At 41.4% G+C, this 14,544-nt stretch carries 14 protein-coding genes; 8 read left to right on the top strand and 6 right to left on the bottom strand.

Translation table 11 applies throughout. From position 1 onward, the window contains the following. Positions 1-145: 145 nt before the first annotated feature. Positions 146-1,027 carry a succinate--CoA ligase subunit alpha gene (gene sucD / locus HUJ21_RS14870; protein ID WP_291371111.1) on the bottom strand — a complete coding sequence of 294 codons (882 nt, stop codon included), beginning with the start codon at positions 1,025-1,027 and terminating at the stop codon, positions 146-148. A gap of 132 nt (positions 1,028-1,159) precedes the next feature. Between sucD and HUJ21_RS14875 the strand changes: the two genes are divergently transcribed. From HUJ21_RS14875 to HUJ21_RS14895, 5 genes are read left to right on the top strand one after another with little or no spacing between them, the layout of a single operon-like run. Then, complete coding sequence (locus HUJ21_RS14875; RefSeq protein WP_291371113.1) at positions 1,160-4,591, top strand: ATP-binding protein; 3,432 nt, start codon at positions 1,160-1,162, stop codon at positions 4,589-4,591. A gap of 39 nt (positions 4,592-4,630) precedes the next feature. Continuing rightward, the gene (locus HUJ21_RS14880; RefSeq protein WP_291371115.1) at positions 4,631-5,809 is read left to right on the top strand and encodes an ATP-binding protein; all 1,179 of its coding nucleotides are present in this window, start codon (positions 4,631-4,633) and stop codon (positions 5,807-5,809) included. 6 nt (positions 5,810-5,815) lie between these two features. Then, a complete protein-coding gene (locus HUJ21_RS14885; RefSeq protein ID WP_291371117.1) occupies positions 5,816-6,454 on the top strand; it encodes an ATP-binding cassette domain-containing protein in 639 nt (212 codons plus the stop codon). Continuing rightward, positions 6,451-7,677 (top strand): FtsX-like permease family protein, encoded by a 1,227-nt coding sequence (locus HUJ21_RS14890; RefSeq protein ID WP_291371119.1) that lies wholly within the window; start codon positions 6,451-6,453, stop codon positions 7,675-7,677. The genes HUJ21_RS14885 and HUJ21_RS14890 overlap by 4 nt, the downstream gene beginning before the upstream one ends. A gap of 16 nt (positions 7,678-7,693) precedes the next feature. Next, positions 7,694-8,119 carry a hypothetical protein gene (locus HUJ21_RS14895; RefSeq protein WP_291371121.1) on the top strand — a complete coding sequence of 142 codons (426 nt, stop codon included), beginning with the start codon at positions 7,694-7,696 and terminating at the stop codon, positions 8,117-8,119. Positions 8,120-8,130: 11 nt separating this feature from the next. Here HUJ21_RS14895 and HUJ21_RS14900 read toward each other — a convergent pair whose 3' ends face one another. Next, positions 8,131-8,967, bottom strand: a complete 837-nt coding sequence (locus HUJ21_RS14900) for an aminotransferase class IV (protein ID WP_291371123.1) — start codon at positions 8,965-8,967, stop codon at positions 8,131-8,133. 157 nt (positions 8,968-9,124) lie between these two features. Between HUJ21_RS14900 and HUJ21_RS14905 the strand changes: the two genes are divergently transcribed. Continuing rightward, entirely contained in the window at positions 9,125-9,547 is a 423-nt protein-coding gene (locus HUJ21_RS14905) for a hypothetical protein (protein ID WP_291371125.1), read from the top strand. Here the strand turns inward: HUJ21_RS14905 and HUJ21_RS14910 are convergent. Genes HUJ21_RS14910 through HUJ21_RS14920 form a run of 3 tightly spaced genes read right to left on the bottom strand, consistent with a single transcriptional unit; the run spans position 9,527 to position 11,215 of the window. After that, positions 9,527-9,994: a cytochrome c gene (locus HUJ21_RS14910; RefSeq protein WP_291371127.1), complete on the bottom strand. Its 468-nt coding sequence runs from the start codon at positions 9,992-9,994 to the stop codon at positions 9,527-9,529. The genes HUJ21_RS14905 and HUJ21_RS14910 overlap by 21 nt on opposite strands. After that, positions 9,975-10,646: an SCO family protein gene (locus HUJ21_RS14915; protein WP_291371129.1), complete on the bottom strand. Its 672-nt coding sequence runs from the start codon at positions 10,644-10,646 to the stop codon at positions 9,975-9,977. The genes HUJ21_RS14910 and HUJ21_RS14915 overlap by 20 nt, the downstream gene beginning before the upstream one ends. 32 nt (positions 10,647-10,678) lie before the next feature. Beyond that, the gene (locus tag HUJ21_RS14920; RefSeq protein WP_291371131.1) at positions 10,679-11,215 is read right to left on the bottom strand and encodes a CopD family protein; all 537 of its coding nucleotides are present in this window, start codon (positions 11,213-11,215) and stop codon (positions 10,679-10,681) included. A 51-nt stretch (positions 11,216-11,266) separates the two neighbouring features. On the opposite strand from HUJ21_RS14920, the gene HUJ21_RS14925 reads away from it, so the two are divergent. Both HUJ21_RS14925 and meaB read left to right on the top strand, forming a co-directional pair. Further along, positions 11,267-11,674, top strand: coding sequence for a hypothetical protein (locus HUJ21_RS14925; protein WP_291371133.1), 408 nt, complete (start codon positions 11,267-11,269; stop codon positions 11,672-11,674). A 3-nt stretch (positions 11,675-11,677) separates the two neighbouring features. Further along, positions 11,678-12,673 (top strand): methylmalonyl Co-A mutase-associated GTPase MeaB, encoded by a 996-nt coding sequence (gene meaB / locus HUJ21_RS14930; RefSeq protein WP_291371135.1) that lies wholly within the window; start codon positions 11,678-11,680, stop codon positions 12,671-12,673. On the opposite strand, the gene dnaA is transcribed toward meaB, so the two are convergent. Next, the gene (gene dnaA / locus HUJ21_RS14935) at positions 12,667-14,091 is read right to left on the bottom strand and encodes a chromosomal replication initiator protein DnaA (RefSeq protein ID WP_291371137.1); all 1,425 of its coding nucleotides are present in this window, start codon (positions 14,089-14,091) and stop codon (positions 12,667-12,669) included. The two genes, meaB and dnaA, sit on opposite strands and share 7 nt — an antisense overlap. Positions 14,092-14,544 lie beyond the last annotated feature (453 nt).

Below are 14,544 nucleotides of genomic sequence, written 5' to 3' on the forward strand. Positions count from 1 at the left end.
TTATTGTTTATCAGTGCTACGAAATATTGGAGATTCAAACTTTTCCGAATATTCCAGAAAAATAGCCGCATAAAAAAGGCTGCCCTTTTCGGACAGCCTCTTTTTTTATTTAACTTATTTTTTATCAGTGAGGGTGATAGGAAAATTAGGCATCTACCCCCAAAGCCTTGGCCATTACCTCTCCGATTTCGGCAGGAGATTCAGCCACATAAATGCCATTCTCCTTCATAATGCGCATTTTGGCAATGGCTGTATCATCTTTTCCACCGATAATGGCACCTGCATGACCCATTCTTCGTCCAGCAGGAGCAGTCTGCCCGGCAATAAAGCCAACTACCGGTTTTTTATTCCCGTTTTCTTTGATCCATTTCGCAGCTTCAGCTTCATAATTTCCCCCGATTTCTCCGATCATTACGATGGCATCTGTTTCAGGGTCTTCCATCAGCATTTGTACCGCTTCTTTGGTGGATGTACCAATAATGGGGTCGCCACCGATTCCAATGGCAGTAGAAACTCCAAGACCTGCTTTTGTGATCTGATCCGCCGCTTCATAGGTTAAGGTTCCTGATTTGGACACCACACCTACTCTCCCAGGCTTAAAAACAAACCCCGGCATAATACCAACTTTAGCTTCACCCGGAGTGATTACACCCGGACAGTTGGGGCCTATCAAAGTAGCACCTTTCTTTTTGACAAAGGGTTTGACTTTCATCATGTCCTTTACCGGAATTCCCTCGGTTATGGTAATGATTGTCTTTATCCCAGCATCAGCTGCTTCCATGATGGCATCCGCTGCGAAAGCAGGAGGCACGAAAATAATGGTGGTGTCTGCCCCTTTGGACTTGACGGCATCTTCTACAGTATTGAAAACAGGTTTCCCAAGGTGGGTTGTGCCCCCTTTTCCAGGTGTTACTCCTCCAACTACGTTGGTGCCATACTCGATCATCTGTTGGGCATGAAAAGAACCCTCAGTGCCGGTGAAGCCCTGAACAATAACTTTAGAATTTTTATTTACCAGTACGCTCATAAGTCTACATTATAATTAATTCGGTACAAAAATAGAAGATAAAGAGCGATCACAAAAAGAAATGGCAAACAATATCAATTTAATTTAGAGTATTGATAACTTTTTATATTTTTAGGATTAGTTTGACAAGCCATGAACAAATTATTCCTATTTATTTTTCTTTTTCTGGCCCAGGATTTGGCCTTGGGTCAAACTTTTAAATTCAATAAACAGGTTAAAGGCTTTGGACAAATTCCCAACCAAATCAATTCTATCGCCCAGGACAAGCGTGGATTTGTCTGGGTTTCCAGCAACAGAGGCACCATTTTCTCCGATGGAATCGTTTCCCTTGAGCTCCCAGACAGCATCAAAACCGCATTTTCCACTCAACAGAAAGTTTGGGTGGATGAAGAGGGTTTGGTCTGGGTGTACCAAAGTGCCGGTCGCCCTCTTTTGTATCATTTTAATATGAATTCCTGGGAAAAGCCCCATTCCCTTTTGTCATCAATTGATTCATCGGCCTTTTTTGATTCTATAGATTTTTTCACCCTGGGTAGGAAAGAAAGCAAAAAACTCTTTCTGGTTTTGAAGAATAGGATTGTTTATCAGGAACACCCAGAAAAAGAACCGGTTGATTTATGGACAGAAGGTTTTGGGAAATATTATTCCCATTTTGTTTCCGATACGGATACCTTATTTTTATTTGAGAGTGGTAGCTACCAATTGTTGGGTGAATCACTTCAACCCAAAGAAGACCTTTTCATTGGTCAGGTTGAGAACCCATTATTGAAGATGATTCATTTGGAAGATAATGACACCTATTTTTATCTCACCAAAAATGCGGTTTATCAGGGAGACAGTTCAGGTAACCTGATTGATACATTGCATACAAATTTCCGGCAGGAGTCGATAGGTCCGGAAGATTCCTACGACCTTTTTTACAAGTATGGTAAACTCTATTTTTATTATAATTCTCAATTGTTTCAATACAACCTCAAAACCCGGTCCCGGTTTGAAGTTTCAGCTTATGATGACTTGAAAACCAATCAGATAAATACCGCCCTGGTGGACAGGGAGGGAATAATCTGGGTGGGTACTTTCCGTGGATTGGCCAATCTTGCCAGTACCAGATTCCAGAATTTTGACGAAAGAACTGGTATGCCCAATTCTGATATTTCGGCAGCCATCATGTATGGCCGGCGGAATTACCTTATTGGATTTGAAAATGGCATTCAGGTTTGGTATGGTTCCCGACCAGTGAAGACTTATTTTTTTTCAGATGAAAACTTTCCTACCAGGAGAGAAAGGGTACTGAATTTCAGTCAGGACAAGAACAGCAATGTTTGGTTTTCTGCTTATGAAAATGGTCTCGGGTTTTTCGATACCAAAACCCAGAACTACAAATTATTCCAATTACCTGATCAGGAATTTGTAAGCTATGTTTTGGCAAAAGGTGACGACCTATGGATAGCAGGAAATGAAAAAATCTACACTGCGAAATTGCCAAGACCTGGTGCAGACCCGCAGCTGAGTGCCTATGATATTGGGCTTCCTGAAAATGAATCGATTGGTTTTATCCGGAAATTTGGACAATTGAAAAACGGGAAATGGATTGTATTTGTAGCGGGGAGGCCTATTTCAACCAAAGATGTAAAAAGTTATGAAAAGGTGATCAAAGTTAATGGCTATGATTATCTGGAAAGAAACGATACTTTGTTTTTAGGTACTGAAAAGGGGTATTTTTCTTATATTGATGGTGAGCTGATTCCCGCACAGTTACAAGGACAATTGATTGACCACCCGGTTTATGCCATTTTAGAAGATGAGAAGGGATATGTTTGGTTGGGTACAGATTCAGGGGTCATCCTCCATGAAAAAGATCGTTTGCGGGTCTTTGATGAAAATACAGGACTGCTGGGAAATGATGTGGGTAGCGGGGCTTTGGTTCAGGCAGACCGGGGCAGGGTTTTTATAGGTACCCAGAATGGGGTTTCTGTTTATTACCCTGAAGAAGACCAAAACTCCCTATCCAGCCCTCTGGTGAACCTCAACCAAGTAGCGGTAGTAGATGCGGAACCGGTAGAGTCGGACTTCCTGACCATTCCTTATCAGTTAAATAACATTGTCTGTTCTTTCAATGCTGCCAGTTTTCTGAATTCCCCAAACCTGGTGGTTCATTACCGTTTAGAGGGTTTTCATTCGGAATGGCAAAAAGTGGAGAACCCCAGAAGCAATGAGCTGTATTTCAATAACCTTCCTCCCGGAAGTTACCGGCTGGCCATGAAGGCATCACTGGTAGGGTATCCTGAATCGGAAACCGTTTATTCCACTGATTTTCAAATTGATAATCCTTTTTATTTTCAATTTTGGTTTGTTTTTCTAGTTACTGTCTTTTTAATTGTTTTGGGAATCGGAATCAATACCCTTTTCAGACAGGCCAGGCACCAGGGAGTGTTAAAAAATTCCCTAAATGAAAAAACCATTGAAATTGAAAATAGGGAAGACCGTTTTCGCAATGTTTGGAATAGTTCACAGGATGGCTTACTGCTTTCTGTTCTGGGAGGACAAGTTATCGCAGCTAATCCCAATATATGCAAGATGGCTGCCGTAACTGAGAAATCCCTGCAGACTTACGGACTTGGACACCTTTTTGCCGAACCCACCTATTATGCAACAATTCGCAACCGGATAAAGGGCGATTTGCAAAATATCGATGGGAAGGGATTTACCTGCGAATTGGAAATGCCATTTCGCTCAGGAAAAAGGGAAATTGAATTGTTTATTTCAAGGATGAAAGAAGATTATCAGGGGAAACCACTTTATTTGAATGTATTTCGTGATATTTCTAGCAAAAAAGCCTATGAACAGGGATTGAAAATAGCGAAGGAAAAGGCAGAGGAAGTTAGCCAATTAAAAAGCAACATTTTATCCAATATGAGTCATGAGGTCAGAACCCCTTTGAACGGCATCTTGGGAAGTACGGAGCAACTTATTCAAAACAGAATAGGTGATGAGGATTTGCAAGGCCATCTGGAGATTATCAGGGAAAGTGGGGAAAGATTACTCCATACCATGACCAATATTCTGGACCTATCCCTGATTGAATCCGATAAGGTTGATTTCATGCTTGAAAATACCAATATCAATGATTTTATTTCAAAAATATTGGTAAAACATAAATCGATCGGAATAAAAAAAGGTATCTTAGTCTCAACAAAATTTGTCACAAAACCTTTTGTTGCCAAAGTCGAAAGAAGGGGTTTGGAAATTATAGTGAATAATATAGTTGGGAATTCGATTAAATATTCTGAAAAAGGAATGATTCAAATACGGGTGGAAAAAATTGAAAATCAGTTGGCTTTCCAGGTACAGGATCAGGGGGTGGGAATCAGTCAGGAATATTTGGCGAAATTGTTTTATCCCTTCGAGCAGGAAAGTAAGGGTTTTAGCCGTAAATTTGAAGGCTCGGGAATCGGGTTGGCTATTACCAGACATTTAGTTGATCGCCTGAATGGGCATATTCAGGTTGAAAGCGAAAAAGGTAAAGGCACGTTGGTGAAAATATCCCTTCCTTTAGACGAGTAGACCCATATGGAGATCCGCAATTTTAATAATTTTGTAAGTATGTTTTCTCTTAAAATATTGATTACCGAAGACGATACCGTTTCGGCACTTTTGCTCAAAAAAGCTCTTGAAAAAAATCACCATCAAATTATTGGAATGGCTGATTCAGGAGAAATGGCGCTTGAAATCCTCAAAAATAACCGCGCAGATATAGTCATGATGGATATCAACCTGTCCGGAAAACTGGATGGTATCAAAACTACTGAAATAATCAATGAAAAATATAATATACCAGTAGTTTACCTGACTGCCAGTTCTGATTCAGAAACATTGCAAAAAGTCGCTGTTACCAATCCAAGTGCTTATGTGATCAAACCTTTTAATATCAGGGAGCTGAATATGGTCATAGAACTGGCCATATTTAAAGATAAAAAGGAAAAGGAACTGCAAAACCTCAACAATGAGCTGGAGGAAAAGGTGAGAAAAAGAACAGCTGACCTGAATGAAGCCAATAAAGAACTTCAGAAAGCATTGGAAAAGGAGCGGGAATTGAGTGAATTAAAATCCAGGATTGTGCAGAACGTTTCCCATGGATTTAAAACTCCCCTAACTTCTATTCTGAGTTCCGCGCAATTGCTTAAAATGTATGCTGAAAAAGACCATCCCCATAAGGTCAAAATTGTAAAGCATTCTACCAAAATAGAAAATTCTGTAAGAAACCTGAACAGTCTTTTGACCAGCGTGTTGTTTTTTGGGAAAGCGGATGCGGATAAAATGAATTATAAGCCGGTAAGGATTTACACCTTAGCATTTCTGAATGAGGTGGTTGACATGGTAAAGGCTGGTATTGAAAATGATGTAAAGATTCATACAGCATTTGATAAACTTCCCAAGATGATTACCTCCGACATGGATCTTCTTTACCAGATCCTGGAGAATCTTCTCTCCAATGCAGTCAAATACTCGAAAGATGGAGGTAAAGTAACATTTAAAGTTTACCATGAGGATGATTTGCTGAAACTTTCTATCAAAGATGAAGGGATAGGGATTTCGGAGGCGGAACAATCTCAGCTATTCGATCGTTTTTTCAGAGGTAAAAATGTAGGATTAAGAGAAGGTTCAGGATTAGGCTTGTCCATTGTGAAAAAATGTATTGAAGTAATCGGTGGGAAGATATCCTTCACCAGTAAGGTTAACAAAGGGACAGAGTTCAATCTGGAAATTCCCGCAAAAAAATAAATTTTAATGATTGCCACCAAGTCTATTCAATTTTCCTATGAAGGAGTTCCGGCCTTTGAAATCCCGGATATTGAAATCAAGGCAGGCGAAGCTTTGCTGGTTTTGGGAAAATCAGGAAGTGGGAAAACTACCTTTTTAAATATTTTAGGTGGTCTGCTTGCCCCCGAAAAAGGTGAAATTCTCATTGATGGCATCTCGCTTTATTCCCTAAAAGGCCAAAATCTGGACAAATTCAGGGGTAAAAATATTGGTATAGTATTCCAAAAACCTCACATCCTGGGTCCGCTCTCTGTAGCAGAGAATATTGCACTGCCACATTTTTTCAGCAAAAGTTCGCATTCCGATAATGTGGACCATTACCTTAAAGAATTGGGCATATTGGATAAGAAAAATGCCAGGATCAATACCTTGAGCGAAGGGGAAGCGCAACGCGTCTCTATAGCCCGTGCGCTGGTCAACGAACCAAAAATTATCCTTGCAGATGAACCTACGGCTAGTTTGGATGATGAAAATGCCAAGATAGTAGTGGACCTTTTGAAAACTCAAGCTGCGAAACTCAAGGCAGCTTTGGTCATTGTCACGCATGATCAGCGGATCAAAAATGAAATCAACCAGAGCATAACCCTAAAGCGAAAGGACCTATGAGTATGTTGAAGCTGAGCTGGAAATACCTGCTGGCCAAACCCTGGAATACTGCATTGAACATCCTTCTTCTGGCTTTAGGCTTGTCTATTATTACTGTATTGATCCTTATTCAGGATCAATTTGAAAATAAAATGAACAAGGATGCAGCCGGAATAGATTTGGTGATTGGTGCCAAAGGGAGCCCCTTACAATTGGTGCTGTCGTCCGTTTATCACATTGATTTTCCTACAGGTAACATCCCTTTGGATGAGGCCAAAGCCATATCCAGAAACAGGTTGATAAAAAATACCATACCGCTGGGATTGGGGGATAACTACCAGGGATTCAGAATAGTGGGTACCAACCATGACTATTTAGACCTTTATGGAGTTACATTTTCCGATGGTGAGGCCTGGAATCGCGCATTTGATGTGGTATTGGGAAGCGAAGTAGCAGAGAAGTCGGGATTTGAAGTGGGTGATGTATTTGTTGGGTCTCATGGTATCGAAGCAGCTAGTCACGAACACGATGAACATCCCTACAAAGTGGTTGGGATTTTAGCACCCTCAGATAACATTGTGGATCAGTTGATCCTGACAAGTATTGAATCGGTTTGGTACGCCCATGATGAGGAGCATGACCATGATAAAATGGAAAAGGGAATCGCGAAATCCGGTTTTCCAGAGACAGAAGCGGGTGAGGAAAGGGAACTGACCACCCTTTTGGTGCAATACAGAAATCCCATAGCCGCAGTTCAATTGCCCAGATTGGTAAACAGCAGAAGTTCCCTCCAGGCTGCATCTCCCTCATTTGAGATTTCACGCCTTTTCGAATTGTTAGGAGTCGGGATTTCTCTGGTCCAGGGTTTGGCCCTGATTATCGTGTTGATTGCGGGTTTAGGTATATTTATTGCGCTATACAACTCACTTAAAGAAAGAAAATATGATTTGGCGGTAATGCGTGCGATAGGTGCTTCCAAAGAACAGCTTTTTATCCTCATCATTTTGGAGGGAATACTGCTTACCTTTCTTGGAGCTCTGGCAGGATTGTTGATCGGACACCTTTTTCTGTATATTTTGGTTACGATGAATGAGCAGGGGGCACTATCTGGTTTACGGGCGGATGTGTTTCTGAATCAAGAATGGTGGATTCTGGCCTATGCGTTGGCGGTAGGCATATTGGCCTCATTGATACCTGCCTGGAATGCCTATCGAACAGATATTGCTAACCAACTAACTAAATAAAAAAATGACGATGATAATGAGATATTTGATTGTGCTATTGACCTTTTTTTCTTTTTCTTCCATGGCCCAACAGGGTAGTGTTTGGAAGGATTTATCCAATGTAACTTATGAAATTGGAGAGGATGAATTCGGGGAATTGTACCTTCCTGTATTTGACGAAAAGATCAAAAAACTTCAGGGAGAAGAAATCACAGCAGAGGGATATATTATTCCTTTTGAAGGGATGTTTAAACCCGAGCACATAATCCTTTCTTCTTTGCCCCTTGCGGAATGCTTTTTTTGTGGTTCTGGGGGACCGGAAACGGTCATGGAAGTCATGCTCAATGAACCTATAAAATATACATCAAAGAAAGTGCAGGTAAAAGGCAAATTAGAATTGAATGCAAAGGACCCTGAGAAGTTAATGTACATTTTGAATGATGCCATGTTGGTTTCTCCCTGATGCCAAATGTTTTAACCCATTTTCCCAGCTTCAGCATGTTCGGTTTCCATGTTTAGGAAATCAGTCATCAGTTTTTTGGTGAAAGCGCCCGGTAGACCATCCCCTATCTTTACCGTATCAATTTGGGTAATAGGAAGGATTCTTTTGGTGGTGGAACTGATAAAAACCTCATCAGCATCTAGTAAGTCTTCCAGGCTAAAGTCAGAAAGGCTGGTTTGAGCAGCCAGTTCCATGACTTTTTTTCTGGTGATCCCCCAAAGGATATCTCGTTGAGGAGTATAGATTTGACCATGTTTTACCAGGAATATATTACTTCTGGAGCTTTCTGAAACCCTGCCATTGTGATGGTAAACCACATCCTCTGCACCCTGTGCTTTCCAATCCAGGCTCAGCCAGCAGGGATACGTATAATTGGTAGTTTTAATGGCTGGTAAAGGTCGGACATAATCCACACTCAATAGTTTTACCCCTTTTGCATACTTTTCCTGAGAAGGGAGCATCAATGGCTCGCAAAAAATAAATAGCTTGCCCTGAGCAGGAAGGAAGTGATTGGGAGATATTCCCCCTGTCAGCACCATTCTTATTCCCCCATCTTGGTGGTTGTTTTTTTCTATCAGCCGATAAATGATATCCCTCAGCTCCTGAATGCTGTATGCCAGTGGCAATCCGGCCTTGTTTGCCGAAAGCGTAAATCTTTTAAGGTAATCTTCCAGAAATAAAGGGTGGTGGCCCACCGTTCTGAAAAAATCAAAAATAGCATAGCCTCTGATCAGTCCAATGTCAAGCGGATGAACGCTGGCCTTTTCGCTGGCAATAATCTTATTTTCTGCAAAGCAATAAGGTTTCATTTATTATCTAAATTATATTTATTTTAATTTTATTGTTATAATTATTCTTTTACAATGAAATTATATTAGTTTTTATTTTTTTTTAAGGGTAATTTTTTTAAAATTTACTGCTGTTTTGAATATCACCTATCACCCAAACCCAATATTAACGTTTGCCATGAAATTAATACCTTTTGTGTTATCCTTGCTGTTTTTCACCCTTTTATTTTCTTGTGGAGCAGAAAAAGATGAAAATGAAGCGCTAAAGGAGCAGGTTATTGCCATTCACGATGACGTGATGCCTGAAATTGGTCATTTAAAAAACCAACAATCAAAATTAATCGAGAAAGCCAAATCTCTGGAGAACGAAGCCAGTGAAACTTCTTATCGTGAGGAGTTAAACCTCGCAGCCCAGTCCTGTGAATCAGCCTATGACAATATGTTTGTTTGGATGCGGCAATTTAAAAGTGAATATGATGAGATGAGCGAGGAGGAAACCAGGGCTTATTTGAAGGAGCAACTTCAAATGGTTGAAAAGGTAAAAGTTGATATACTTTCTGCCAAAAGCACTGCTGATTCCTTATTGAATGTCAGTATCTGATTTAATTTTCAAAGCATTGTTGACGCGTTCCGTTTCAATGATACCCTTTTTATTTCCCCAAACATTATAAATATATGTGCTGATTTGGGCGATTTCAATGGCCGTTAATTGCGGGTATCCTGGCATTGGTTGATTATAGGTAATGCCGTTTACCTGAATTTCACCTTTAATGCCATATTTGATTAAACGTATGGTCCTTTCTATATCTGTCAGCATATAATCTGCCCGCTTTAGAGGCGGGATAAGCCTTGCGAGCCCGCTACCGTCTTCCTGGTGGCAGTTGGCGCAATATAGCAGGTAAAGTTGTTGACCCTGGATGGCATATTGTTTTGTTTTTAGATCTTCGATCTCATTGATGCCAGCATCTTGATTTTTTTCTTTTTGGTTACAGCCATATCCTGCCAGCAGAATGAATAATACCAAGACTTTACCGGATACTAACCTCATCACCTGCTGCTAATAATTTGGGAATGTCCTTTATCAACTGGTCTACCTGAGTGGTTTTTGTTCCATCATATACCCCCCGGATTCTGCCTTGCGTATCGATCAAAAGAAAGGCTCCGCTGTGCAAAAAACCTCCAGGCTCTTCTTTATCGGTCATGGCAGTAGTCAGGTAAGAAGTTTGGCCAATTTCAAATATTTTTTCCTGATCGCCGGTAAGAAAATTCCAGGTATTGGCATTATTCACTCCTAACCGGGCGGCATAATCTTTTAATAAAGTCACCGTATCGTACTCCGGATCAATGGTATGGCTGAGTATTTTGAAATTGGGCTCGTCTTTAAACTCCTCATAAACCCTAAGCATTTCTTTTTTCATGATGGGACAAATAGTGGGGCAAGAAGTGAAAAAGAAGTCTGCTACATAGACCTTGCCTTTAACATCTCTATTGGTAACCGTATCCCCCTCCTGGTTGACAAATTCGAAATTCGCTATTTTATGATAGACAGTGTCGGCACTCACATTCCCGTTTACTGTGTTTTCTTCCACATGTCTGTTGCCCAAAATAGGCAGGGGTTGATCTGAGGAATGATTAGGTTGACAGGAAACCCCTGACAGGACAAGTATCAGCGAACCTATAAACAGATGGTAAGTTTTCATTTTTTTATTAGCATTACATACCCGGTAGCCCATTAGTTCCTTTCCCGGACTTTTTTGTACCATTTGGTGGCAAGCATCAGGGTAACTGCCAGAAGTACCAAGGCCAACATTCCCCAGACCATGTTGAGTAGACTTTTCAATACGATCAGGAATACAATGGCAAAAAGTAAAAGGGTAGCCAACTCATTCCACAATCGCAGTTTTGTACTGTTCCACCTGGCCTGGCCTTGCTGCAGGGCTTTGTAAATAAAATGGCAACGTATATGGTAGGCATAAAGCAAAACCACAAATCCTAATTTGGCATGCATAAAGGGTAATTGAAGGTATGCAGGCCGGTATAGTAAAACCCATATACCAAAAATCAGAGTAAGCACCGCAGAAGGCCAGGTAATGATGTTCCATAACCTGTTTGCCATCAGATCAAGCTGTGGCTTTAGTATGGCCCTTTCCGGTTCCGGGCGTTCGAGTGCCTCTGTCTGATAAATGAAAAGTCGCACGATGTAAAACAAGCCTGCAAACCAGGTAACTACGAAAATTATATGGAGGGCCTTGATGTATTCGAATGCCATTGTCAATATTTTGGGCTAAATTAAGGGTTTCACATCAGTAAATGGTCCAAAATGAAAACAAATTATTGGTTTTACCTGATAGCAGCTGTTGTCGGTATCTTGATGGCAGTAATGGTGTATGCCAGCCTTAGCCAACCTGGTGTTTCTGACCTGAAAGGAGATTACCGGGAGCTGGCAAAGTACAGGAATGAAAACAATACGGGGCCGGTGGTCAGGGTCTTTGCCGTTTACACCAGTGACAGGCTTTGGGAGGATATGCGGGCATATGGGGATTTCATGCCCCATACAAAATATGGGAATACCCGGGTTTTCTTTTTTGACCAGGCCCTGAAGGATATCCGTCTTTCTCCAGAGCCTCCTCATTTTAACCCTGAATTCAGAAAATCCTGTGTGGCAAAATATGAAAAATCGGCTATGGGGCAGGTTAGTTTTCAACAATTTCCTTTTGAAAGTCCTTGACCAATGGTGGCAAAAAGATATTCTGTGGCCCAATATGTGGCAGGAATACTGGCAGGAAACAGGTCCTTGCTTAGCCAGAGCATCAGCCTGGTAGAAAGTGAGCTGGAGGCTGACCGTAAGCTGGCGAATCAGCTGATCGGGCAGGTCCTGCCCTTAACGGGGAATGCATTAAGGATCGGTATTTCAGGTATTCCTGGTGTAGGAAAAAGTACCTTTATCAATAGCTTTGGAGAACTTTTGTTGTCCAAAGGTCATAAAACGGCCGTGCTGACAGTGGATCCCAGCAGTGGTAAGAGTAGGGGCAGTATATTGGCAGATAAAACCCGGATGGAGACATTGAGCCATCATCCCTCGGCCTATGTCCGCCCTTCTCCCGCAGGAAAAAACCTGGGAGGGATCAGTGCCAAAACCAGAGAAACCATGCTTTTGTGTGAGGCGGCCGGGTTTGACAGGATTTTGGTCGAGACCGTGGGCGTCGGCCAGTCAGAAACATCAGTAAAAGAAATGGTAGATGTATTCCTGCTATTGATGATCACCGGGGCAGGAGATGAATTGCAGGGTATCAAAAGGGGCATCATGGAATGGGCGGATATATTTGTCATCAACAAGGCGGATGGAGCCAATGCCCCCGAAGCCGAAAAAATGAAACAGGCCCTTCAAACAATACTTCCCCTTATCAGTCCGGCTGGAAAAGCATGGGATAATCCTGTAAAAACCTGTTCGGCCCTTAACGGTAAGGGAATGGTGGATTTATTGGAAAGTCTGGATGTCCTGGTTGACAAAATGAAAGATAGTGGCCATTTCCAACAAACAAGAAAAAGCCAGCAGCGGCAGTGGCTGGAAGACCACATTTCATTTTTACTCCTTAAAAAATTCAATGAAAATAACGCGGTGGAATTGGAAAAGCAAAAAGCAATTGAAATATTGAATCGGGAAAAGGCAAACCCTATTGGATTGGCCGAAGAGTTGGTCCGCCGGTTTTTTGAGAAAAATCAGTAAGACCTGATTTTGAACTGTTTCTTCTGCTCCTGTATGGCATTCCTGAAATTGGTGTCGGTTTCCATCAAATCATTTACCGATTGTACAGCATGAATCACGGTACTGTGATCCCTTCCCCCAAAATGGTATCCTATGGACTTCAGGGAATGGTTGGTGAATTCCTTGCTGAAATACATGGCGACTTGTCTCGCGATGACGATTTCTTTTTTTCTGGTTTTGGCCTTGAGTTCTTCGACTTTAATACCGTAATAGTCGGAACAGGATTTCTGAATATACTCTATGCTGACCTCTGTTTCTATGTCCTTGACAATATTTTTCATGATGGTCTTTGCAAGGTCGAGGCTTATTTCCACCCTGTTGAGGGAGGCATGAGCTATCAGGGAAATCATCACACCTTCGAGCTCCCGCACGTTGGTATCTACGGTGTAAGCCAGGTATTCTATTACGTTATTGGGTATGGTAATGCCTTCGGACTGCATCTTCTTTCTGATAATGGCGATACGGGTTTCAAAATCAGGCATTTGCAGATCTGCGGTAAGCCCCCACTTAAATCTGGAAAGCAACCTTTCCTCAAGGCCCATCAAATCCTTTGGTGCGCAATCTGAGGTCATGATGATTTGCTTCTTGTTCTGGTGCAGGTGGTTGAAGATATGGAAAAACATCTCCTGTGTTCTGCCTTTACCGGCCAAAAACTGTATGTCATCAATGATCAGCACATCCACCTGCATGTAGAAATTGGTGAATGATTTGATATTACCGTCCTTGATACCATCCATAAATTGGTTGACAAATTTCTCAGAGGAAACATAAAGGACAAATTTATCCTCGGGTCCGTTTTTGATTTCATTGCCAATGGCTTGTACCAGATGGGTTTTACCTAATCCTACACCCCCATAAACCATCAGGGGATTGAAAGAAGTGATGCCGGGTTTATTGGCTACAGCAAACCCCGCAGATCGGGCAAGTCTGTTGCAATCACCTTCTATAAATGAACTGAAGGTATAATTTGAACTCAGATTGGATTGCAGGGTGGTTTCCTCGTCCAGGCTGGACAGGTCAAAAGGGCTGTTTGCCGCTGCAAGTACTTCTTTTTTCTTTTTGGCAGCAGGACTGCTTACTCCCTGAGGATAACTGACCATATAGGGTTGGTTCTGGGAATTGCCCTTGTCCACAACCACTGCATATTCAAGCCTTCCATTGGCACCGAGGACGGTTTTGATGGCAAGTTTTAGTACATCTACATAATTATCCTCCAACCATTCATAGAAAAACTGACTGGGCACCTGAATAGTGAGGACAGAGCCCTCAATTCTTGCAGGTGAAATGGGCTTAAACCAGGTTGAAAAACTCTGTTCGTTGACGTGTTTTTCGATTACCCGCAAACATTCAGTCCATATAGCCGTTGCTTCTGAATTCATTGAATTTATTTTAACCGAAAGTAGAAAAAAACTTGAATACTCCTTAACAGGGGGAAACAAAATTGTGGAAAAATATCTTAAATAAAAAATGCCTTTTTACTTGACTTTTTTACTTTGTGGGAAAGCAGATTGTTCAGGCGGTTTTTATTTTTTTTTTATTTGAAAAGTGAAAAAAGTCCTTTGTTTTACACCTATGTCATGATGAACGGTTTTGTTTGAGAACGGTTTTAAGTTTATTTTTGGAAAAGGCCCTGAAATCAGGACGCTTGATGTACATTTTTATCTCCTATGGCATACTCCTTTTCAAAAACCAATAAAACCAACTGGAAATCCACAGTGGAAAAGGAAGGCTTATCTCCTGAGGAAATCAGGTATCAACTTCCTCATGGAGGAAGTTTAGATCCTTATTATACCCCTGAGGAACGATCTCTTCAAGGGCGAGAGTCGAGGTCT

The organism is Cyclobacterium sp. (assembly GCF_014762705.1).
Taxonomy (GTDB): Bacteria; Bacteroidota; Bacteroidia; order Cytophagales; family Cyclobacteriaceae; genus Cyclobacterium.